Origin of the sequence: Pseudomonas sp. FP603 (assembly GCF_030687415.1) — a bacterium.
Taxonomy (GTDB): Bacteria; Pseudomonadota; Gammaproteobacteria; order Pseudomonadales; family Pseudomonadaceae; genus Aquipseudomonas; species Aquipseudomonas wuhanensis.
This window is the reverse complement of record NZ_CP117431.1, coordinates 4,637,316-4,659,129: the sequence shown is the minus strand read 5'-3', so window position 1 is coordinate 4,659,129 and position 21,814 is coordinate 4,637,316. Positions and strand designations below refer to the sequence as shown.

Below are 21,814 nucleotides of genomic sequence, written 5' to 3'. Positions count from 1 at the left end.
CGTTAAGAACTCGCAGGGGCGTCGCCAGCGCCCTGCACGCCGCCGGATTGGGGGCAAGTAGCGCGCGCATCGATGCCCTGCTGCAGGCCGCGCGTGGACCACAATAGTCTGGATGGCCCGCTGACGTGAGGGGCACTGTCCTAACCGCTCGACGCCACTCCATAGCCCGTTCCAGCCGGTCCGCTGGCTTCAAACCCCGCCTTTGAAAAACCTGTTCACGGCCAACGGCGGCTGGCCAGGGTTGCTGGAGGGCAGCGGTCTACGCCATCGAAGTGGAATCGGTGAGCAAAATGCTGGCCAGCGGCACCTCGATCCTGGGCGTGAAGCACTGCACCTGCGGCGATGGGCACTGCCCGCACGTCAAATACCGGTGCAACACCTGCCACTGCCGAGCCTGTCCGTCGTGCGGCAAAAAAGCCACCGATCAGTGGATCGCCGTCCAACACAACCGCTTGCCCGACTGCGCCTGGTACCACCTGGTGTTTACGCTGCCCGACACGCTGTGGCCAGTGTTCTTTCACAACCGTGCTCTGCTCGATGCGCTGTGCCGCCTGGCGGCGGACAACCTGTTGTATGCCGCCAGGCGGCGAGGCTTGCGCGTCGGGCTGTTTGGCGCGCTCCACACCTACGGTCGGCGGCTCAACTGGCACCCTCACGTGCACCTCTCGGCGACCGCTGGTGGCCTGGAGGGGCAGGGCGTCTGGAAAAATCTGGCGTTTCATGAAAAGGCGATGCGCCGGCGCTGGATGTGGAATGTGCGCAACTACCTCTTGGAGCAATGGGGCCAGCTCGTGTTGCCGCCGGAATTAGCGCACATCACCTGCGAAAGCGACTGGCGCCGCCTGGTGCTCACTGCGGGCGGCCAACACTGGCATATCTACCGGTCGAAGAAGACGGAAAACGGGCGAAAGACCGTGAATTACCTGGGTCGTTACCTGAAGAAGCCTCCGATCTCGGGCAGCCGGTTGGCGCATTACACATCGGGCACGACGTTGAGCTTTACGTACTTGAATCACCGCACGCAGACCTATCAGCAGGAGTCGCTGAGCCAGGCCGACATGCTGCGCCGTGTGGTGCAGCACATCCCGCAGAAGCATTTCCGGATGATCCGCTATTTCGGCTTTCTGGCCAACCGGGTGTGTGGGAAATACCTGCCGCAGGTATACGAAGCCCTGAAGGTGGCAAAGCCGGGGCCGACGCCAAAGCTGTATTTCGCACAGATGGCCTGATATGACGCGAAGTTGGCGCGAGGAACATAGAGCCGGTCAGGATAGAAGGTGTCGCCAGTGAACAGATAGCCGGTTCGCGGATCGTGGAAGGCTACGTGCGAGGGTTCATGGCCTGGAATGGTGAAGACGACAATCCTCCGGTCGCCGAGGTCAACTGCGCCCGTGCCCTGATTCGCCTGAGGAATGCCAAAAAACTGCGCTACATCGTCAAGCCGCAGTCCGACGACCTGGGCACCCGCCTGGCGGAATGCATGATCGCCTCGTGTGTGGTCGGCGTGAGCATGGGTACGCCAGTAGTCTCTGCTGCCTTTTCGCTTGTGATCCCGGTTGCGATTTGTTTCCAGAACAGCCGCTCGATTTCATTACGAAGTGACGGCGCACCTGGCGAACGCATCGCTCCACGCCCCGTCAACTTTTGCATCCAGCCTGCAGGCCGCCCCATAAACACCTCGATCAAAGGTGTTGCGACGACCGGTTGAATCCGCCCAATACGCAAGCCGGCTATTTCGTCAGCGATTGTGGCGTTATCGCATGCGCCAGAGCATGAGTCGCCGAGGAAATTGCTGGGACAACGCGCCAATGGAGCGCGTGTTCCGCAGCTTGAAAACGGAATGGATACCGACCACGGGCTACAGAACAGCTCAAGAAGCCCAGCGCGATATCAGCCACTTCTTGATGCATCGGTACAACTGGGTTCGCCCCCATCAATTCAATGGCGGGCTGGCGCCAGCTCGGGCCGAAGAAAAACTTAACGTCGTGTCCGGAATTAGTTGACCACTACACTCGCGACAGACGTAGGCATCTCTGAGGCTCTGGGAATGTTCATGCTGCGCAGCTTGCCGGCAATCTGCTCGGGAGACAAACGCTCACGCAACATATGGGCCACCAGCTCGAAGCGCTCGCTACCCGGCAACAACTTTCGCATCGGTCGACAAACCTGGCGGCGGGCCTGCATCTGCTGCTGGGCCACACGGGCCGAGTAGCCGCCGCAGGCATCTCGATTGCGGCGCAGCTCCCGGCTGATGGTCGAAGGGGATCGGGTGATCAAGCAGGCAATCCTACGCAGGCTGAAGCCTTGGGCATGACCGATTTGAATGGTGGCGCGCTCTTCAACGCTGAGTTCGGAATAAGACATAGGGGCTGCACCGTACCGGAAAGGTCAGGTGTTGCACTCAGTTTTTGCCGCCGCTCCCTGATGCGCTCCAGGACAACACGGCGTGTCAGCGTTTCATTCAGCACTTGGTGGATGAAAGCTTGATTCTCGGTTGAGAGTTTGGATAACGGCTGCGCGAGTTCATCGGCAATGGCAAGCTTGGCGGTAATAGCGCTGGGAAAGTGATACTCGTGCGCTTCGGCATTGAAAGGGAGACGTGGCAGTGCCACGGAATAATAGCAGGCGTCAACAGGCGATTGTGACACTGTGTAATAGTTCTGAGTGCGCCCATCTGCCGCCGACCCAGATCGTGCCGCGCCTGGCCGATCAAGAACACTTTCTGGCATCGGAGGCGACGTTTTATCGCGTGTTGCGTGCGTCGGGGCAACAAGCAACACCGGGGCCATAGCCAACGCCCCGGGAGTTCTTTCTGATGGCGCGTAAAGGCCCGCCATTTATTGGCTGGCCCGGAGCTTCCAATCAGAAGGCTTTCGGCTTCAATGCCCGCGCCAGTTCGGCAATGTTGCTCGCTTGTACCTCATTTGCAGGCTGCGCGAATATAATGTCGATCAGTTCTTGTTGCAGCTCTGGCTCAAAGGACATGATTGCATGAGTCAGTTCTCCCATGACCCAACGTTTTATCGGTTCGTCTGTAATGGCTTTTACGGCATCGACTAATCGCCGATGCGTTTCGAAGGGTAAAAATGCAATGGATGGGACCATGCTTACGAGCAGCAAAGCTTTGGTAAGTTGGTCTTCTAAGTTCAGGACACGGTTGACCAGTGATGCCCTTTGCTCAACGTTGAGTGCTTTAAGCTGCGCGCACAGACCGGTCAGCGCGCTGGCTTGGAGTTTAGCCGTGGGAAGGGCAAATACAGCGTTGATGATGCGCTGGTGTTGCGAATGTTCTAAAGTCCCGACCGTTGAGCCAAGACTCCTCAGGGTCGTCGCTTTGTTCTCATTTGCGCCCATGCGACAGGCTGCGCTGACCAGTGCATCTTGTTGCGTGCTGTCGAGGCTGGCCATCCCTGCGCACATTCCCTGAATCGCCACACCGATAGTTGCGTGCTGGTCTAACTTCAAGGTCGCATCGATGAGTTGGGCGCGTTGATCCAGGCTGATATCCTTCAACGAAGCACCGAATCCACTGAGCGCGGTGGTGCCATGTGCGCCTTCTTCGAACTGGCAGGCGGCATCAATCAAGCGTTGCTGCTGGTTCGGCGTAAAGGATGCCAGACCATGCGCGCAGTCCCTGACGAAGTACGCTCTGTGATTGGCTGACAAACCAAGGCCCGCATTGAGTAACAGGGGGTGCAGCGTTTTATCTAGATCTCCGGCTTTTCGACCCAGAGAGCACAGGTACAGTGTTTTTAAATGTTCAGGATCAGCGGCGAGTGCCGCCCCCAGCAGCATCAGGCGCTGGTCTGAATTCAAGGCCGCCAGCCCCGTTATCAATCCCAGTATGGCTGGAGGCTTACTGCGATCGGCCAGCGCAAAGGCCGCAGCGAGCAGCTTATCGTGCTCCGCAAGCTCAAGCTGGCTGCTTTGCGTGCCCATTGCGCCGATCGCAAAGCCGCTTTCAGCAAAATTTGGTAAGCGACACACTTCATCTACCAAGGTCATCCGATCAGCTGGTGTGAAGAGCGTCAGCTGGTGACCGATGGACTGCAACATAGCGAGTTTGAGCGTACGCGGTGGCGTGCCTCCGGGCACAGGAACCATATCCGTGATCAACTCATTCTGGATGCGTTCAACCACCTGGTGGCGCTGTTTGGGGGGCATCATCGGCAACGTGGAGCTGATGGCTAACGGAGAAAGTCGTTCTTTGCTGAGAATGCCATTGAAGGTGCTCACCAGGCTTTTGAGTAGTTTGAAGTGAGGGGCGAAGGTGCCGTCCACCGTGAGTATCTGGCGCAAATGCCGGCTGGTATCAGCAAGTCGCTCCAGGTCGCGGACGGCCGTTTGTGGGCAATCTGCAGCGACATGCGCGATGATCATGTCGCCGATTTCCGAGGGCATATCACCGAAACTGATCTGGTCAGGGACGGCTTTGTGTAGCCTGAGTGCTGTCAGTGTGGTTCTCAGGCTGGGGTTGCCACCTTGGATTAAAGGGCTAGGTAAGCGCGCCCGAGGCATTGCTGGCTGTGTCTGGTGGGGAGGGCTCTGCGCAGTCGGGGGTGCTGGCATTGGCCCCTCGGAAGCCAGAATTTGAGGCGTAAAGGGTGATGAGTGGGTAGGGAGCAGCATGCGAGACGGTTTCCTTGCAGAGCTAATGGGCTACGCTGGGCCGACAGCCCGAACTTTTCGAGCGTCGCCGGTTACCACCGCGGGATATGGCTTAGAATGAAGAGTCAAGACTACGCATCGATCAGGTGGTTATGCTGTCTTGGCTTCAGGGATGCCAGGGCATCACCCATTGCTGGATCAAATAAATGTCAAACCGAGTGTCCTTTGCCCACGGCCTAACCTTTCTCTGCAGCCGACCGTGGATGGCGCATCCATATGTGTGAGAGTGCCATCAGGGTCAGGCGGCCCCGCGCGGATAACTGAACGTGTTAGCCGTTCACGATAGGCTAACCTTGCGCGAGGTCTGCCAGTGCTGACGGCAGCAGCGGGGCGATGTGTGAGTAGTATTCCCACCATCAGTACGAATGGAGAGTTTCATCACTAGGAATATTCCTTGTGGTCTCTGGAGCTGTTAACCGTTCGCAAGGGGCAGGCCGCGGGCGAGACCCGCCAGTGCAATGGCCTGTTCCAGCGGGTCGCGTAGCTGCAAGGTCGCCTTGAATAGCTGATCACGCTGCTCGTTCTGGATGAAGGCAAGTCCGGCGCCCATTGCTTCAATGACACTGGATCGCTCAGTGCTATCGGCCAAAATGACAGCGGCCTCGACAAGCTGGATCCGCTGGGAGGGGGTCAGAAACTCGAATCCTTCGGCCAAGCCCTTTAAGGCTGCGACCTGTGTTGAGTCAGGAGGCATTTGCAGGGTGTAGTCGACCAAGTCATTACGCTGCCGCACGGTCAGGCAGTCTGACCTTACACCCAACCCACAGATCGCCCATCCCGCGCTTTCACTATCCATCTTAAGGGTGTGGGTGACAAAAGCGTTACGCTGTGACGGTGTGAGAACGTGCAGCCTTGGGGAAAGACTGGTGATCGCTCCTGCCTTGGATATGGGGGCCTCCAGCGCGAGGCTTTTGTTGACAAGCTCGGTACGCTGTGCCTCTCCAATATGTTCGAGTACCATCCCAAGTCCACTCATTGCCATGATCTGGAGGCCTACCGCATCGTTGGGTGTCAGCATGGCGAGCACGGCCTCAAAAAGGTCCGATTGTTGGTCGGGCGTGTAGACGGACCACCCGGCGCCGACGGCTGCAAGTGCAGTGTCCTTGTAATAAGGATTAGACAGGCCCATTGCATATTTTAGCTGGTCATTGTGTTGTTTTAGAGTCAAAGGCGCCTTGTTTACAGCTAGTGACAACATGTACGAAACTTTGAGACTCATGTCGGGCTCATCGAAGACAGCACAGATCACTTTTTGTACGTCTTGGTTGTTCAGAGAGACCCATCCTTCGCACAGGTTTTTCAGCCCCCTCAGCTTTCTCTTCCGGATCGGTCATGTCCAAGATGAGCGTGACTAACTCTTTGCGCTCTGTAGGGGGTATAAGCGCGATCATATAGTCAGTGAACTCATGCGGGGGCATACGCGCGACAACCGAATAGAATTCCTTGGTCAGCCTTTCCAGGAAGGCATGGTGCGAGGTGAGCAAGATGTCACCCTTGATCACAGCTGCGAATGTTTTTGACGTAGTCAGTAGGGGTTTTAGACGACAGTAGCCTCCCAACGAGTCGCCTTCATCGGGGGTGGCGACTTTCTGGAAAATTTTCCTGGCTAATTCGACCGGGAGTTCACCGAAGTTTTTCCCGATAGGGTCAGGTGCCTCGGTCAGGGCGGGATGGGGCAAGCAGGTTTTTTCTGAAACCTGGGCGGGCTTGATCCAATCGCCCTGGCTGTTCCTGCGCGCGCCGGGCGGCGATGTCGGGCATGGGGAGGATTCGAATGGTGCGGCAGGCAGGGCTGCGATTGAACCCTGGGGTTCGGTTGCAAATGGCACTGGCGAGGAAGGGCTAATTAACAGGCTCATGCAGCATGAATTCTCAAATTAACGGGATCGGCTCAATTCCAACGAGCGTGAGTACTTCAGGCGGGACGGATCTGGACGGTCCCTAAGACCAGGCCAGCGAGCGCGTGAGCCTGATATCCGGGCTCTTCCAGCAAGCTCGCTGCTTCCAACACAGTTTCTTGATGCTTAGGGGTCAACAATGGCAACGCATTGCCCAAGGCCCCCAGGACGTTAGCCTGTTCGTAGCCCTCTAGCTGTAAGGCGACCTTAATGAGTTTATCCCTCTGCAATTCATTGAGCAGTGCAATTTTGCCTGTCAGCGTCAGGATGGACTGCGTAGCTTCTTGCCCGGCCAATTCCATCGCCGATTCGAATAGCGCTGATTGCTCGAGTGCCTCGAAACACTCCAACTTGCCGCACAGTCCTGCAATGGCAATGTCCTGGTCGTCACTGGCTTCAATTGTCAGAGCCACCGCGACCAGGTTGAGCCGCTGCTCTGTTTCAAGGTGTTCCAGGCTGGTACTCAGCCCGTCCACCATGGTCGACTGGATCTCTCTGTCCTCCTCTTGACATGTCCGTTGAACTATCAATTTTTTCAAGTCCTCGGGCATGAATTTGAACCCGTGGCTCAGACCTGCCATTGCCACTGCCCAGTGACTTTGCTCTATGAGTTGGACACCGGCCTCGAACAACCGTTTTCGTTGCAAAGGGGTGAGCACTTCCAGCCCGCACCCCAAGCCTGCGATCGCCTCGGCTCTATCCTCCTCGTTGATGAAGGACAGACTGGCGGTCACAATCGATTCGCGCTGGTCCGATTCAATTAACGTCAGCACGCGGCCCAGGATCATTAGGAAGGTTGCGTCATCCTCATGATTCAAGCTGAGTATCGCCTCAATGACTGACCTGCGCTGCATGGGCTCCAGGGAAGCCAGTCCAACGGCCAATCCACCAAGGGCATCACCAGCATCCTCGATGTTCAGGTTCATCGTGGCCTTAAACAATTCCGTGCGCTGGGAGCGCTCAAGCACGGCTAGCAGTGGGCCTGCACATGCGATGGCTGCGGACTTCTGCTTGGGATCTGTCAGATCCACGATGGCCTCGATGAGTTTGGCCTGTTCGCGCGTCTCGAACGCCGCTATCTCCTAGATTAGCCGGATCATCAAGGATTGCTGCAGTTTGCCAGTCATTTTGAGGCAGTTCTCCACCTGCTCGCGTCGTTGATCAGGCCCCATGAGCAACAACATGCGGGGTGTCATCTGGTCGGCTGGCACTTTCTTCATGCTCGTGTTGAACACTGCTTTCAACTTTTTCAGCGGGGCATGGTGGGCGGTCAGCGACTGATAGCCATTGATCGCGCTCTTAAGCACAGGATGAGTCCTTTGGAGCTGATGCACCTGCCACGCGGTCTTGAGCGGATCGCCCACAAGTCCGGTGGACAGGTTGCCGACGATCATTTGCAGCAGTTCCGGTGGCAGGGCCAACAGCCCTATGGAGGCAAACGTAGCCTGCTTAATCGGCTCCTCTTGGAGAGTCGCTCGGTCAGCGGTTTCGGGTCGTGCCTGGGGAGAGAATGCCTGAGGTGAGATAGCTGGGCCGCTCGCCGAGGTGCCGGCTAACGGCTCCGTTGAGACCGGGTGAGACGTCACGGGTGGGGGAGAGATTGAACGCACCATCGGTGATGTAGTCCTTGTAGGTATTGGTTGACGAAACCCCTTGTGGAGCGGCGCTCGCTCGGGAGCATTTGCGCGTGTGCAGCGTTGGGAGTGAGTGGGCCAGCAGGGCGTTCGGGTTCCCTGGTCTTTGGTGGTTGATGTTATTCATGCGTGCCTGAGGCCAAAGCGGCGAACGCTTGGGCCCAAGGCAACGCATCATGAAGGCTCTTGAATGCGTGGAGCACGACCCGACGCTGCGGTGAATCTAACAGGCTTAGCTCGGTGTTCATGGCGACGATGGCGCCGGCCAGGTCGCGTTCCAAAGGCGTATCTAGTACAGCCTGGACCACTCGCTGTTGCTGCTCCACATCGAGGCGGCTCGATTGACCGGCCATTGTCACGAGCGCCTTCTGCCGCCAGACGCCGGGCTGCAACGCCGTGGCCGCCTGAATCAGCCGCCAGCGTTGATCCCTTGCAAGGGAAGCAAGACCCGCGCTCAAGCAGGCGATGGCTTCGGGGTTATGGTGCAGGGGGCTCGCGCCCAATGCGGCGTCGATCAGTGTTCGCTGCTGGAGTGGCTCGAGAAGCGCCATCCCGGCTCCCAGTGCGGCGAATGCCTGCGTTTTGGAATGCTCGCTCAGCAGCGTCAAGGCGCCTTCGACTAAGCGGACGCGCTGGAGCGGTGCGAGAAAAGCCAATCCCTGGGTCAGTCCGGCAATCGCGTGGTCTCTGTGGTCTGGCTGAGGCAGCTGGAAGGCGGCCCCGACCACTGCCTCACGCTGCAAAGGTGTCAGTGATTCCAGCGCACTGCCGAGATTGGCAAGTGCATCGGCCTTTGGCTTCATGGGCCCGAGATCATGCGTGGCGTTTATCAACCAGGCTTGTTGCAATGGGGTCAGCGAGGCCAGCCCCGCGCAAAGCCCGGCGAGCGCCTTGGCCCGTAAGGGATCGGGCAGACGGCATGCGGCCTCGAACATCTTCGTGCGCTGCTCAGGTTTCAGTAAGGCTATTGCAGAGCTTAGCGCGCCGATTGTGGCAGCGCGCTCTGTGGCTGGCAGAGAGCAGGCCGTGTTGACGAGCCTGCGGCGCTGGGACGGCACGAGATGGCCCAGCGCGGTGCTCAACCCACTGATTGCCTTGTTTGTGCGCCACAAGTCGTCGCGGCTGGAGCCTCGGCGACAAGCGATCGTGACTATGGCGGCTTGTTGATCACGCGTGAAAAACGCCATTGAGGGGCCAGTCTCGGCAATGATCTTCGACTGATTATCCCTGTCATTCATCGCCAGAATGCGCTTGATATGTACGCTGCGCTGCCGGGGGCCCATCAATGCCAGCATGTGCGAGTCGATATCATTGACTGCCAGACTTTTCACGAGCTTGTCGAATTTCTGGATCCGCAGCTTCGAGGGCGCAAACGTATGCGGCGCACTGTCCTTTACAATGTACATCAGTGTTTTAGAACTCAGGCTAATGGCCTGCTCGGTCTTTATTCGGTTGACCGGCTTGTCGCGAAGGGCTTGATTAAAGATATGTATGAGAAGTTCTGGTGGAAGTCCCTGGTTCAGGTTGCGCTGCGGGTCAGGCAGAGTAGGGGCAGGCAAGGGAGAGGTAGGCAGGGTAGGCGGGTGACTGAACAGATTCCGAAGCCATCTGGACTTGGTTGGTAGGGTGCCCGTTTTTATGACGTAACCGGTCGCGTCCTTCTGCGGTTGCCGAGGGAGCGGCGCTGTCGACGGGTTTGATTCTGCCGACGCCCGCACGGTTGGAGTCGAAGTATTCAAGGGGGCGGATGAGGCCGCCCTGAAGATCCTGGAAATGGAAAATGTCATCGGTGTCCAATCTACCCCTGAGCTTCAGATGACCCTCCGCCCATGCGAAGGTCCTGTGTCGAGCTGTGTGGGCGGGGCGGGGCCTCAGGTTCCATCTGCAGGCGCGCCGAGCACGATCCTTTACCGCTTATGGAACCTTCCGGGTGGCTGCAACCACACAAGGGTAATCCAGATGAGGGGAATGCCATGGCAATTGGTAGTGTAACTACAAGCACATCGAAACTGAATCAGATGGCTCGGGCCGGCGTGGGAGCGGTGAGTCAAATGACTTTGGGCATATCCAATATGCCCATTAATCCGAAATCGTTGAAATGGTTGCAGAACGCCGGCTCAGCCATTGCAACGGTACTCTTTCAAGCCTCCAGAGCTTCACCTGTCGTCTCGAACGTCAACGCCAAGGGGGGGGAGACCATCGCCCAAACGATTATCGGCCTCGTCATGAAAAAGAAAGCGGATCAGATCGGGGACGCCATGGCAAGTGGCATTGCCTATCTCACGCATGGTTTTTCAATTGAAGACAAGGTTCATAAAGCCCTGCTCCATTTCAAACCCAACGCCGAAAATACCTTCGACTTGGTGAGCATGGAATTGCAAGACCCGAATGGGTTCCGTCTGCCTATGGTCTCTCGACCTAGCTATGGAAATCCAGCGATGCCAATTCCACAAGTTCCTCCAGCTCCTCCGCCATTCCCTGGGAGCCCCCCTCTACAACAAGAGGCTTACTCGCCGTACGCAAACATTCCAGCTCCTCCGCCACTCCCCAGGAGCGCCTCCCTAGAACAGGCGCCTTACTCGCCGTGGGCTAATATTCCACCGCCGCCGCCCCTAGTACCTGTCAAACCTCAAAAGCTTGTGGACGAACTAAATACATCTATAAATCCACTGCCTATCCCGACAAAGCCCGCCGAACTGTCAACCACTGCACATTCACGCGAAAGACTAAAGCAACAGCAGCCTTCTCGCTCGCAGCCGCGACAAGTTGACGATATGCAGCCCCGCCCTCCTGTGGCTGCACCAAATCCGCGGGGCTCCATTTCTGGGATAGAGGGCTGGCTGGACTCGCTGGAGATAAGTCCACCACAATCAGCGCCACCCCAAGCACCACGCGCCGCGCCAAAGCAGCCACGGATGATTTCATCACGTACCGCGAACTCCACGCGATTGGCAGAGAATCCAGCCTTTGCCATTGCGCAGATGAATGAAAGTCTAGGCCGGCGCGGAGGTGCTTTGGCATACGCTGTAGACGCGGTAAACACTCAGCTGAGCGGGCGCGACGCCACACGTCTTCCCTTGCGCCAACAACCGGATGCGTTGGGTCGCACATCAGAATCGGTGCGACGAGGCGATGATGGATCGCGGGTTGCGTTCCCACCTCCTCCATTAGTGTTGAATGCAGCGCACAAGAGCCAAAATACGGGCTCAGTCCACATGACACTCGCCCAGCGTGATCAGTGCAAGGTGAGCATTATAAAGGGTCGCATTGTTGACGCCGAGGGCAAGCGGTATAACCCCAACGTGTTGGCCATGACGAGTATAAGCGGATCGGCACTCTTCGTCATGGACGTGAACGGCCAAGTGTATGTTCAACACCGTTTCACTCCCAAGGGTATTGATCACTCGAGTTTTCTGTCGGGGAAGCCAGTTGCAGCGGCAGGTCGAATCAAGATCGTTGACGGCAAAGTCACTGCTCTCAAGTTACCGACAGAAACTCAGACTCACTATCAGACGACTGAACTGCATCTGCAGAATGTCAAAGTTAAATTGGCTGATGCGCTATCGTTAACCAAATAGTTCTATCTTTTAGCAGTCCTTGCAAAAGGTCACGCTACAGCTGAAGCGCCGAACTTTATCCAGCATGGCGCCAGCGCATTCGTACCGCGTTGGCGCCATGGTGGATCATTCCAACAATCCACCCTTGCTTCATACCGTGCCTAGCGATGCTAATGCATTCATAGAGCCCATTACCTATGCGTATCGTTACCTCAACACTTTCATTTGCCAAAGCGACCCAAACCGAGCTGGACCACTATAAGGACCGGCCGCTGCCACAGTTGGCCTTGACCCTGACGCCTCTCGACCTTGTCTCCACCAACAGTTCCGGTGTGAACCGTGTATATGGCCAGCCATCGTTGCCTGAAGCCTTGAACCAAGCGTGGCAGCAGAACATCCACAAGCGTCAGCTGTACTTCGCGCTGAGCAAACTGATCAATGGTCACCGTTCCAGCATTCAGCGCAACGCACTCCTGCCGCCAAATGATGCCTCTTCTGGTTGTCAGCCGCCAGGCGATGCGCGCATGGGGTTGTCTCTGACGCTGGTGGATACTTTGCTAGAAGATATCCAACGATTTTGTGAGCAACTGCCGGGTGGTGACGAGCTGCACGCGCCCTGCCAGACAGTGCTCCAACAGGCCCGGCGCGTTCGTGCGGCCTGGACGGAGAGCCTGCCGATACCCGGCCCTGACGCAGAGGATGGCGGGGAGATGTCTCATGGCGGCGGGGGCGCCATTGTGGTCGACGTAGATGAGGCCATTCATGGCCTCTACGCCGCGATGAGCTATGCCGTTCAGGCCATGAAAGGCGGCGCCAAGGAAACCGCCAGGGAGTTTGCCGAAGAGGCTCGACTTCTGGGCAGCGTGCCCGTTGAGTGGCTGAGGGAACAAGGTACGCCCCATGGGATGGCCGACTTAGCGCTGGGCGCAGCCGTCGGTGGCGTCTTGCTGCCATTTTCCATTCTGGCGATGAAGGCCGGCGTCGAGGAAGTCAATGGCGCTCGAGCCGAACATACACGGCTTCACACCTTGAAAAACCACTTGCGGGAAAGCCTGGGCAATCTGCGCACCAGCACCGCGCCGCCGCTATCGGCCGCAGTGGCCCAGCCGCTGGATTTACGGCGCCTGCAGATCGAGCAGCAACTCGCCGAGCACGACTTCAACGTCGAGCAAAACCGCGAAGGCGGCATGGTGGGCGCATTTTCGTTGGCCTCGGGCACCACGATCGCCGCCAAGGTACTCTTGGACGTCGGTAGTAAAGTCGCGCATGTCGCGACCTCCGGTGCCGAGGTCGCCGTAGCGGCGACCGCTGCGGCGGGCATCGCCGGCACAGTTGTGCTGGGTCCCCTGGCGGCGGGCAGTGCTATGGGGCTCGGCGCTTACATACTGCACAAGTCGGCGACCAAGGCCAGGGTCTTTGCCGCAGAACGCGCACTGACGCTAGAAGCACTGGAGAGCGTACTTATTGAATCCAGTCAGCCAGCGGTACAGCGTTACCACGACTTCCTGCAGAAAAAGCTCGATCAGCATGAGCATTTCTTCAACGAATATCGTGACTGGAACAAAGGCTTCCTGGCCGGTAGCGGTATCTACACCCTAGGGACGCTAACCAAGGTGGGTGTTGTGGCCGCTGCCGGCGCAGGCTTGGTCGCGGTGGCCGAGCCGGTCACCCTGGCGACGGTGATCGCCTTGGGGGCACTCGGAGGCGCGGTGATGGGCGTCAGTTCCCAACAGTTCATCTCGGGGCACGGCCGCCACCATCGTTACGAAAAATATTCCAAGGATGATGACCTGGAGCTGGACCGTCATTTTCTCGCCGCTGCGGACCTGCTCTGCCTAAGCGACAAGCAGTGCACGCCATTGACTGGCCTGGAGATGCGGGCTGATTTTCATCGGCACATCTATCAGCGTGAAGAGGCACGTCAGGATTTGCTCGAAAAGGTGGCTGAGGACACCGGTAAGTCCTTCAAGGGGCGCTACACCTACACTGCTGACACCGAAGCGACCCGCGCCAAGCGTGGGGAGAAACCGTCGAAGGGGCATGTGTTCAAGACCGCGCTCGGGCAACGCAAGGACAACACCACTGCCCGGTTCGCGGCTGCGCTGGCATTTGGCGGAGGGCTGGCGTCTGGCCGCACCCGCGGCGCCTTAGAGGACGCGCGCAAGAGCTGGAATGACCAACGCAGTGTGTTGAGCAAGACGCACCTGGCGGCCTGGCTGAACACCCACGACGTCGACAGCTTTTTAAAACCCATGCTCGACCAGCAAGTGGAACTGATGGAGCAGCGCGCCGAGCTAAAAATCCGTACCTATGCAGCGGTAAAAAGTCTGTCCACAGCTTATCGAGGGTTCGACGGCGAGATGGAAAACGGTCGGCAGTTTCGCCAGGTGTTGCTCGAACTGGACAGGGACCTGGAAAAGGATGCACGCTTTTATCAGCAGTTGAGCGACGTCCGTGACAGTCTTGAAACGCCTGCGCACGATGATGAGGAACGCAGTCGCCGCCTGACACGCTTCGTGTTGTTGCAACAAGGGCGCTGCTTCGATCCGGCGGCGTCTGCCGAGCCTTTATCAGCAGCCCATGCCTCCTTGGCAAAACACCTCCTCGAAGAGGCGCCTTCGCGATACCGAGACCTGCGCGGGCAACTGATCGAGACCGAACTGGAGGCCACTCGCTTGCGTCGCCATTTCGAGAACGTTGTGCGCAGAAGCCAGACCGAACCGGCACTCTTGCCCGCCATGACATGAGCCATTGACCACCCGCAACCTGCGACCGTGGCGCATCGCCACGGCCGATCCTCCATGCACGTTGGCCTCCACGCCGAGCGAGCGCTATCCAGCGCAGTCCCGTGGCGGCTCCCCGAGGTAATTAATGACCTACCGTTCCTGTGCCACTGATACTCCTGAGTTCTCGCGCCGCGTCGCCGAAAACCAGCGACAACTGAAAAACCACCTGCATGATGCCTACGATTACATCGTGTGTGGCTCGGGCACCTCAGGCTCGGTGGTGGCTGGCCGACTGGCGGAAAATCTTAACCTGAGAGTCTTGCTCATCGAGGCAGGCGGCGGCAGTGATGACGTGCCTGGCGTTACCGATGCCGGTGCCTGGTTCACCAACCTGGGCACCGAGCGCGACTGGCAGTTTCAAGCGCAACCCAATCCACATCTGAATGATCGCGCTATCCCGCTGTCCATGGGCAAAGTGTTGGGGGGCGGCGCATCGATCAATGTGATGGTCTGGTCCCGAGGGCATAGCAGCGACTGGGATTACTTTGCCAGCGAATCCGGCGACCCGGCCTGGAACTATGCCTCGACGCTCGCCACCTATCGGCGAATAGAAGACTGGCAAGGCACACCGGACGCCATGCGGCGAGGAACAGGTGGACCCGTTTTTATCCAGCCTGTGCCAGATCCTAATCCGATTGCGCCAGCGATGCTCAGAGCGGCAGGCGAGCAGGGGATGACCATTTTCGATGACCAGAACGGCGTAATGATGGAAGGCCCGGGCGGGGCGGCGTTAACTAATGTGTGCCTGGAGAACGGTCGTCGTCGCTCGATTTTCCGCGGCTACGTGTATCCGCTGATGGCGCAGCCCAACCTCACCGTGTTGACGCATACACACGTTTTGCGAGTGCTGCTGGAGGGCAAGCGAGCAGTTGGGGTAGAAGTATTTCAGGACGGAAAAATCAGGAGCTTCAAGGCTCGGCATGAAGTCGTATTGTCCCTGGGTGCATTCAATACGCCAAAAACGTTGATGCTTTCCGGAATTGGAAATGCTCGGCAACTGTTGCGCCACGCTATCCCCGTTGTCCAGGACCTGCCCGGTGTGGGGCAGAATTATCAGGATCACATCATGGTTTCCGGGTGTATCTGGGAGTACGAACAACCCCAGGCACCGCGCAACAATGCCGGGGAGTCTACGTTCCTCTGGAAAAGCGAGCCAGACCTGGACGTCCCGGACATCCAGACGTTTCTCGCGGAACTGCCCATTGCATCTGCCGAGGTGCAAGCCGAATTCGATCCTCCCGCTGCTGCCTGGTCATTGTTGCCCGGTCTGGTTCGACCAAAAAGCCGAGGCTCGGTGACATTAAGCAGCGCCAACCCCATGGATCCGCTTGTTATTGACAGTGCCGCACTCACCGAGCCAGAAGATGTGCAGGCACTGGTACGTGCCGTCGGGTTGTGCCGGGAAATCGGTAACAGCGCAAGCCTGAGTTCATTTGTGCGTCGTGAAGTCATGCCGGGGTCGATGGCTGGAACACAGCTGGAAACGTTTGTGCGCAACGCGGCCTCTACCGTATGGCACCAGTCATGTACGGCGAAGATGGGCCGAGATGCATTTTCAGTAGTGGACTCGCAGCTGCGCGTCTATGGGATTGAAGGTCTTAGAATCGCCGATGCCTCGATCATGCCACGGGTCACTACAGGCAATATCATGGCACCGTGCGTGATCATCGGCGAGCGGTTGGGCAGTTTGCTAACATGCAGGGGGTAAATGGAGCTGCACTCGCGGGGGATAAGACGCGGCGAGACGCATAACGGGTGGAAATGAATTCTCCATACCACTATCGCTGGCTGAGATGTGAGCAATCAGCGTATCCGAAGCCGAATGACAACGTCATTCCTCTAGTATTGGGCCATCATTAGGCCCAATACTTGGCTCGGTTTGCGCTTCAAGCAAAGTATCCACTCCCCTAAATGGAAGACTGGGGCTATCAAAGACACAAGTGTTAAAGTGGCCCCAGTTAGGCTGTTCAGCCTGGCCAGCAACAGAGCTTCTCCTGCCAGGTGGTCTGGAATCGAAAGCCCGAACCGCTGGCGCAATTTTGGTGTGCCTGGGATCGGTCAACCTGTCAACGAAGATGCCCGTGCATTAAACCTTCATAAGGCCAACGATTGCCCAAGTCCGGTCCTGTCCGGGGGGCAGGCCGAGAATTGCCGTGACCAACTTCTGCTGCTGCGACTCTTCGAGCGCCATCAGCCCAGTGCCCAGCCCGGCGATCGCCATTGCTTTGGGAGCCCAATCAGACAGGTCGAAGGTTGCCGTGAGTAGTTGCTGCCGCTGTGAAGGGTCGAGCGCCGCCAGCCCGTAGGCTAACCCGGTGATCGCCCTTGCATTGTCAGACTCATCAGGCAGGCCGAGGGTTGCCGTGACCAGCTCCTGCCGCTGCGAAGGAGAGAGTGCCGCCAGTCCATGGCCTAAGCCGGCGATCGCCCATGCTCTGAGCGAATCGACAGACAGGCCGAGGGTTGCGGTGACCAGCTCCTGCCGCTGCGAAGGGTCGAGCGCCGCCAGCCCTTGGCCTAACCCGGCGATCGCCCTTGCTTTGTAAATCTCGTTAGACAGGCCGGTGGCTGCGGTGACCAGCTCCTGCCGCTGTGAAGGGTCGAGCGCCGCCAGCCCGTGGCCTAACCCGGCGATCACCGCTGCTTTGTAACTCTCGTGAGACAGGCCGAGGGTTGCCGTGAGTAGCTCCTGCCGCTGTGAAGGGTCGAGCGCCGCCAGCCCGTGGCCTAACCCGGCGATCACCGCTGCTTTGTAACTCTCGTGAGACAGGCCGAGGGTTGCCGTGAGTAGCTGCTGCCGCTGTATAGGGGCGAGTGCCGCCAGGCCGTGGCCTAACCCGGCGATCGCTACTGCTTTGTCACTCTTGTCAGACAGGCCGAGTGCTGCGGTGACCAGCGCCTGCCGCTGTAAAGGGTCAAGCGCCGCGAGCCCGTCGCCTAACCCGGCGATCGCCAGTGCTTTGTAAATCTCGAGAGACATGCCGAGGGTTGCGGTGACCAGCGCCTCATGATCCGACGGCTCGAGAGCCGCAAGCCCGGCGCCCAGTTCGGCGATCGCAGTGCCCTTATATGAGTCCTGCAAACTGAAGGTGGCTGTGAGCAGCGCTTTCCGATCTGAGGGTTCGAGCGCCTCCAGCCTGGCGCACAAATGGACGATCGATACTTTCTTTCTAGATCCATCGGATAGACCGAGGACTCTCGTGACGTGCCTCTTGAGCTGTTTCGGCCCCATTACCTCCAGCATCGGACTTTCGATCTTGTCAACCGACGCGCGGGTTATGTAGTTATCGAAGAGGGGGATCAACTGTTTCAGTAAATGGTAATGAGCCAAGAGCGGCTTATCATACGCCACCGCCCTGGTTAGGTACTGGTTGGTGCGTATGATGGAGTACAGCCCAATGGCCGTATCCCTAGCTGAGCCACTAGCTACATGCCCGATAATGGATATTACCAACTCCAGGGGCAGGTCCTTGAATCCGATCCTGGGCGCTGTGCCCGATGAAGCAAGGGCCGGGTTGGCAAAAATCCTGGTTTGTAGTGCGGGATCGCCTTGCGTTATTGGCTTTCCGTTATTATCGGTACGTACCGTTGGCGTCCTGGTTTCCGCTGTTGCTGTTGCTGTTGCTGTTGCTGGAAGCGAAACAGAGGCAGGTATGGTGGGTGACACATCAGGGGAGAAAGATTTGGAGGAAATACAAAGTTCCATCGGTTACAGATTCCTTTGCTTAAAGTTGACCGCCAGGCCGATGACGGCTGGAAAAATGCCAAGGATTGACCCACGGCCTAAGCTGCTGAGTGGTCTGAGGTCGGTTCGGGTTCCGGGCACAAAACACAATAGTTGAGTGGTCTGGCATCGAAAGCCCGAACCGCTGGCGCGAGTTTGGTGTGGCTGGGATCGGCCACCCTGGCAACAAAGATGGCCAGGACTGTCAGAAATTTTGTGTTCGGGCATAACATGAGTAAGAGGTGCATGTATGCCAACAAAAAAGAAACTCGCGCTACGAGAGCTGCCGAACATCCCAAAGGAGCTGCTTGAGCAGTTCGCCAACGGGCCAATGACCGCCGAAGCCATCGAGGATGCCTCTGCGGCGCTCAAGAAGGCTTTGATAGAGCGAGCCTTGAGCGCTGAGCTCGGCCATCACCTTGGCTATCCGCCGGGCGCGCAGCGCCCAGCGGATGAAACCAACCAGCGCAATGGCAGTGATCTATACGACCAACGCCATCGAGAGCATCAACGCTCAACTACGGAAGATCATCAAGACTCGCGGTTACTTCCCGATTCTGTACGGAGATCGATTTATCAGGCCGACTTGGTAAAGCATGGTCTGCCTGACGGCATGCTGATACCGGCCCGTACACAAAAATCTGACAGTCCCAGATGGCCGCGTATTTTCAAAGTTGATAACTCATAAGGCCAACGATCGCGTTAGTCCGGTTCTTTCCGGGGAGCAGGTCGAGTACGGCCGTGACCAGCCTCTCCCGCTGCGACTCTTCGAGCGTCATCTCCCGGCGACCGCCCGCCTCTGGCTCCGCCTGCGGAGCATGCCGCGCCGCATCAGGCTGCGCAAAAAATCCGTCCAGAACGCGGCCTCCAAGGGGCCCCACGCGCATGTCCAACACTTCACCGCCTCCGTCGGTATTGACGGCTACGGCGATTATGACGGCGAACGACACGATCCGTCCTGCCTCCCGCACTTTCACGTACGTTGCATCGATCCAGAGATAGGGCCAATCCCCTTCGAGGGGACGATCCAAGAAGGCGTGAAGACGTTCATCGATTTCGCTCGCGAGTCGAGAAACCCGGCTTTTGGAAATCCCGCTCATGCCCATGGCCTTGACCCACTCGTCGACCGAGCGCGTCGAAACGCCCTGGATGTAGGCCTCCTGAATCACCGCGTCCAAGGCTTTTTCAGCGGTTCGACGCGGTTCCAGAAAACCGGGAAAGTAACGACCGCTGCGCGGGATGCGCAGATCAACATCACCGGTTCGAGTCTGCCACAGGCGGTCTCGATAACCGTTGCTGCTGTTGGTCGTTCCATGCTTTTGATGTCATAACCGGCACCGAACAGGCCTTCGACATCGAGCTCCATCATGCGCTGGGCGACAAACTGGATCATTTGCCTAAGCAAATCGACCTCAGCGCCTTTCTCAAGCAGCTCGTTCAGTGAGACAGTAGGTTGGGTCATCGTGGTTGTGCTGGTTCCGGTAAGGTCTTTGCAAACTCAACCTTAGCCAAGCACCACGGTGACCTACCTCTTTCGCCGCAAAGGCGCCTTCGGCGGGTTTCAGTTACACCACTTCCTGGGACACGATCGTTCACGGCGCTGGACTATCTTCAGGGACGCTTGATCAGTTCCGTCGAGCGACAACACCGGCATCAGGCATGGCTGGAGTTTCTCAAGAAGATCAATCGCGAAACGCCCAAGCACCTTCAGTTGCATTTGATCGTCGACAACTACGCTACGCACAAGCATCCAAAAGTGAAGGCATGGCTTGAGAAGCACAAACGCTTCCACATGCATTTCACCGCGACCTCCAGTGCGTGGATGAACATGGTTGAACGCTTCTCTCGCGACATCACGGTGTACCTGCGTGACGGCAGTTTCAGTTCGGTTCGCGAACTGGAAAGCTCGATCACCACGTTCCTGGCACTGCGAAATGCGCAACCGACGCGGTATATCTGGAACGCCAAGGGGAAAGATATTTTGAACGAGATACAGCGAGCCCGTGAGGCAATGGTCTTACAGGCATGAGGAGCTTTATTTGTGAGACAGCACACTAGGGTATCTGCCTGCACGCAGCGGACAGCATAGCTGTTATGCCGATTTTTTAGCTGCCATGGAAGGAATGACAGACCTGCCGATTTGTATGCCGTCTGCCCCTGTAGGGTAAAAACGCTGAATCGGGGGGAACCAAACTGTCCTTATTGCCACTAAAAAAATTCAACCCCCCTCTTCAGTGGAACTATATGACTCCGCTAATGTCGCAACCAATGTCTCCTTCCGTGCTGCCTTGCGTAAAGCCTCCTGCGATTTACCTGTTGGACACTATTCCTGGCGAATCGACAGAAGTGGTGGTGTTGAATAGGAAAAAACGCAAACCGTCTACTGTCAAAAATAAGTCACATCCGAATGCAACCACGGTGCATACACAGGCTTTGCGGGAGCAAGTAACACCCGGGCTTACACTGGCGGCAAGTACTGCGCCGATGGAAGGGGCGGGGAAGTATAATGCTTTTGCGCAGGTTCAGGCTGCCGGCATTGCAAGCGCCCAGCCAATACTGATTGGCGCGGCCCAGAGGGCCGATCTGCCGCCTCACGGCGTTACTGTTGTTATCGTCGACTATGGCTCATCGGAGGGTAAGAACTCGTTATCGCCTATGCGAAACGTCATCCAGGCGCTTCGCGCAAGAGTCACTCCCGAAGTGGCAATCAGTGTTACGCATACCGATTTACCTGCCAATGACTTCCGTGGATTGTTTAGCCTGCTGGACAGCAGTTGCGAAAGCTACCTGCAGGAGCAGCAAAACATTTTTTGCACTGCGACCGGACGTAGCTTCTATGAAAAACTGTTTCCCGCCAATTCCGTGACATTGGGCTGGTGCTCCTTTGCTGCGCATTGGCTAAGTCGAGTGCCGGTATCGATTCCCGGCCATATCATCACCAGCAAAGCCGGTGGAGAGGCAGCGGTAGAGCTGAAACGTCAGGCCGCGACCGACTGGTCGACCTTCCTTGCACACCGGACCAACGAATTGCGCCCCGGCGGTCGCCTGGTCGTGGTACTGACGGTCCGCGACGACAACGGTGTGGCGGGGACCGACGAGATGCTGTGCATGATCAACAGCGTCCTGCAGGATTTGGTCGCCTTGAACGTCGTGCGCGAGGATGAGTATGCGCGAATGATGGTGCCCGACTATACCCGTAACCTTGGTGAACTCCTGGCACCTTTTTCCAGTGCCCTGTGTCAGCAGGACTTGACCTTGCATCAGCATCAGATCGTTGAAATCGACGACCCCGTATGGAAGTCGTTTCAGCTGGACCGTAATCCCGATACGCTCCTGAACAGTTACGTCGGCTTGGCCCGTGCAGTCTGGTTCCCCGCTTTGTTGGCAGTACTCGATCTGGACCGGTCGACGATTGAACGATCCGCGATAGCCGACCTATTGGAATCCCGACTCCGCCAGCAGATTACGGCCTGGGGTAGCGACAGCCCGGTTTTCCGTGTCAAGGAAATCATCATGGAAATTGTGAAAAACAATTAGGGGTGTAAGC

13 protein-coding genes and 7 pseudogenes are annotated in these 21,814 nt (G+C 57.6%); 9 read left to right on the top strand and 11 right to left on the bottom strand.

Annotation, left to right across the window (positions count from 1 at the left end):
- Window positions 1-202: 202 nt before the first annotated feature.
- Window positions 203-1,226: pseudogene (locus PSH65_RS21495) on the top strand (IS91 family transposase); the annotation flags it as partial.
- On the opposite strand, the gene PSH65_RS31920 reads toward PSH65_RS21495, so the two are convergent.
- Window positions 1,112-1,573, bottom strand: coding sequence for an MBL fold metallo-hydrolase (locus tag PSH65_RS31920; RefSeq protein WP_370694713.1), 462 nt, complete (start codon window positions 1,571-1,573; stop codon window positions 1,112-1,114). The pseudogene PSH65_RS21495 and the gene PSH65_RS31920 sit on opposite strands and share 115 nt — an antisense overlap.
- 115 nt (window positions 1,574-1,688) lie before the next feature.
- Between PSH65_RS31920 and PSH65_RS21485 the strand changes: the two are divergent.
- A pseudogene (locus PSH65_RS21485) lies at window positions 1,689-2,003 on the top strand (integrase core domain-containing protein); the annotation flags it as partial.
- 8 nt (window positions 2,004-2,011) lie between these two features.
- Here PSH65_RS21485 and PSH65_RS21480 read toward each other — a convergent pair.
- Together PSH65_RS21480 and PSH65_RS21475 are read right to left on the bottom strand one after the other, a co-directional pair.
- Window positions 2,012-2,364 (bottom strand): annotated as a pseudogene (locus PSH65_RS21480) (transposase); the annotation flags it as partial.
- 56 nt (window positions 2,365-2,420) lie between these two features.
- Window positions 2,421-2,612 (bottom strand): annotated as a pseudogene (locus PSH65_RS21475) (IS481 family transposase); the annotation flags it as partial.
- Between the two features lie 17 nt (window positions 2,613-2,629).
- Here PSH65_RS21475 and PSH65_RS21470 point away from each other — a divergent pair.
- A pseudogene (locus PSH65_RS21470) lies at window positions 2,630-2,801 on the top strand (IS3 family transposase); the annotation flags it as partial.
- Between the two features lie 61 nt (window positions 2,802-2,862).
- Here the strand turns inward: PSH65_RS21470 and PSH65_RS21465 are convergent.
- The 6 genes from PSH65_RS21465 to PSH65_RS21440 all read right to left on the bottom strand — a co-directional run bounded on the left by PSH65_RS21465 (window position 2,863) and on the right by PSH65_RS21440 (window position 9,759).
- Window positions 2,863-4,380, bottom strand: a complete 1,518-nt coding sequence (locus tag PSH65_RS21465) for a hypothetical protein (RefSeq protein ID WP_305422244.1) — start codon at window positions 4,378-4,380, stop codon at window positions 2,863-2,865.
- Between the two features lie 700 nt (window positions 4,381-5,080).
- Window positions 5,081-5,887 carry a hypothetical protein gene (locus PSH65_RS21460; RefSeq protein WP_305422243.1) on the bottom strand — a complete coding sequence of 269 codons (807 nt, stop codon included), beginning with the start codon at window positions 5,885-5,887 and terminating at the stop codon, window positions 5,081-5,083.
- Window positions 5,888-5,894: 7 nt separating this feature from the next.
- Complete coding sequence (locus PSH65_RS21455) at window positions 5,895-6,527, bottom strand: hypothetical protein (protein ID WP_305422242.1); 633 nt, start codon at window positions 6,525-6,527, stop codon at window positions 5,895-5,897.
- A gap of 56 nt (window positions 6,528-6,583) precedes the next feature.
- The gene (locus PSH65_RS21450) at window positions 6,584-7,597 is read right to left on the bottom strand and encodes a hypothetical protein (protein ID WP_305422241.1); all 1,014 of its coding nucleotides are present in this window, start codon (window positions 7,595-7,597) and stop codon (window positions 6,584-6,586) included.
- Between the two features lie 51 nt (window positions 7,598-7,648).
- Entirely contained in the window at window positions 7,649-7,960 is a 312-nt protein-coding gene (locus PSH65_RS21445; protein ID WP_305422239.1) for a hypothetical protein, read from the bottom strand.
- 359 nt (window positions 7,961-8,319) lie between these two features.
- The gene (locus PSH65_RS21440; RefSeq protein WP_305422237.1) at window positions 8,320-9,759 is read right to left on the bottom strand and encodes a hypothetical protein; all 1,440 of its coding nucleotides are present in this window, start codon (window positions 9,757-9,759) and stop codon (window positions 8,320-8,322) included.
- Window positions 9,760-10,173: 414 nt separating this feature from the next.
- Between PSH65_RS21440 and PSH65_RS21435 the strand changes: the two genes are divergently transcribed.
- The 3 genes from PSH65_RS21435 to PSH65_RS21425 all read left to right on the top strand — a co-directional run bounded on the left by PSH65_RS21435 (window position 10,174) and on the right by PSH65_RS21425 (window position 16,251).
- The gene (locus tag PSH65_RS21435; protein ID WP_305422235.1) at window positions 10,174-11,778 is read left to right on the top strand and encodes a hypothetical protein; all 1,605 of its coding nucleotides are present in this window, start codon (window positions 10,174-10,176) and stop codon (window positions 11,776-11,778) included.
- Window positions 11,779-11,954: 176 nt separating this feature from the next.
- A complete protein-coding gene (locus PSH65_RS21430) occupies window positions 11,955-14,504 on the top strand; it encodes a hypothetical protein (RefSeq protein ID WP_305422233.1) in 2,550 nt (849 codons plus the stop codon).
- A 124-nt stretch (window positions 14,505-14,628) separates the two neighbouring features.
- On the top strand, window positions 14,629-16,251 hold the full coding sequence (locus tag PSH65_RS21425) for a GMC family oxidoreductase (RefSeq protein ID WP_305422231.1): 1,623 nt from the start codon (window positions 14,629-14,631) through the stop codon (window positions 16,249-16,251).
- A 378-nt stretch (window positions 16,252-16,629) separates the two neighbouring features.
- Here the strand turns inward: PSH65_RS21425 and PSH65_RS21420 are convergent, their stop codons facing one another.
- Window positions 16,630-18,249: a hypothetical protein gene (locus PSH65_RS21420; protein ID WP_305422229.1), complete on the bottom strand. Its 1,620-nt coding sequence runs from the start codon at window positions 18,247-18,249 to the stop codon at window positions 16,630-16,632.
- 268 nt (window positions 18,250-18,517) lie between these two features.
- Between PSH65_RS21420 and PSH65_RS21415 the strand changes: the two are divergent.
- A pseudogene (locus tag PSH65_RS21415) lies at window positions 18,518-18,742 on the top strand (IS256 family transposase); the annotation flags it as partial.
- Window positions 18,743-19,084: 342 nt separating this feature from the next.
- Here the strand turns inward: PSH65_RS21415 and PSH65_RS21410 are convergent.
- Window positions 19,085-19,729, bottom strand: a pseudogene (locus PSH65_RS21410) (transposase); the annotation flags it as partial.
- Between PSH65_RS21410 and PSH65_RS21405 the strand changes: the two are divergent.
- Together PSH65_RS21405 and PSH65_RS21400 are read left to right on the top strand one after the other, a co-directional pair.
- On the top strand, window positions 19,721-20,296 hold the full coding sequence (locus PSH65_RS21405) for an IS630 family transposase (protein WP_370694663.1): 576 nt from the start codon (window positions 19,721-19,723) through the stop codon (window positions 20,294-20,296). The pseudogene PSH65_RS21410 and the gene PSH65_RS21405 sit on opposite strands and share 9 nt — an antisense overlap.
- Window positions 20,297-20,583: 287 nt before the next feature.
- Window positions 20,584-21,804, top strand: a complete 1,221-nt coding sequence (locus tag PSH65_RS21400) for a hypothetical protein (RefSeq protein ID WP_305422228.1) — start codon at window positions 20,584-20,586, stop codon at window positions 21,802-21,804.
- The last annotated feature ends 10 nt before the right edge of the window (window positions 21,805-21,814 follow it).

Excerpts from the sequence above, each read along its gene's own strand:
- PSH65_RS21465 (WP_305422244.1), bottom strand. The coding sequence starts at position 4,380 with ATGATCATCGCGCATGTCGCTGCAGATTGCCCACAAACGGCCGTCCGC.
- PSH65_RS21460 (WP_305422243.1), bottom strand. The coding sequence starts at position 5,887 with ATGAGTCTCAAAGTTTCGTACATGTTGTCACTAGCTGTAAACAAGGCG.
- PSH65_RS21455 (WP_305422242.1), bottom strand. The coding sequence starts at position 6,527 with ATGAGCCTGTTAATTAGCCCTTCCTCGCCAGTGCCATTTGCAACCGAA.
- PSH65_RS21445 (WP_305422239.1), bottom strand. The coding sequence starts at position 7,960 with ATGATCGTCGGCAACCTGTCCACCGGACTTGTGGGCGATCCGCTCAAG.
- PSH65_RS21435 (WP_305422235.1), top strand. The coding sequence starts at position 10,174 with ATGGCAATTGGTAGTGTAACTACAAGCACATCGAAACTGAATCAGATG.
- PSH65_RS21430 (WP_305422233.1), top strand. The coding sequence starts at position 11,955 with ATGCGTATCGTTACCTCAACACTTTCATTTGCCAAAGCGACCCAAACC.
- PSH65_RS21425 (WP_305422231.1), top strand. The coding sequence starts at position 14,629 with ATGACCTACCGTTCCTGTGCCACTGATACTCCTGAGTTCTCGCGCCGC.
- PSH65_RS21420 (WP_305422229.1), bottom strand. The coding sequence starts at position 18,249 with ATGGAACTTTGTATTTCCTCCAAATCTTTCTCCCCTGATGTGTCACCC.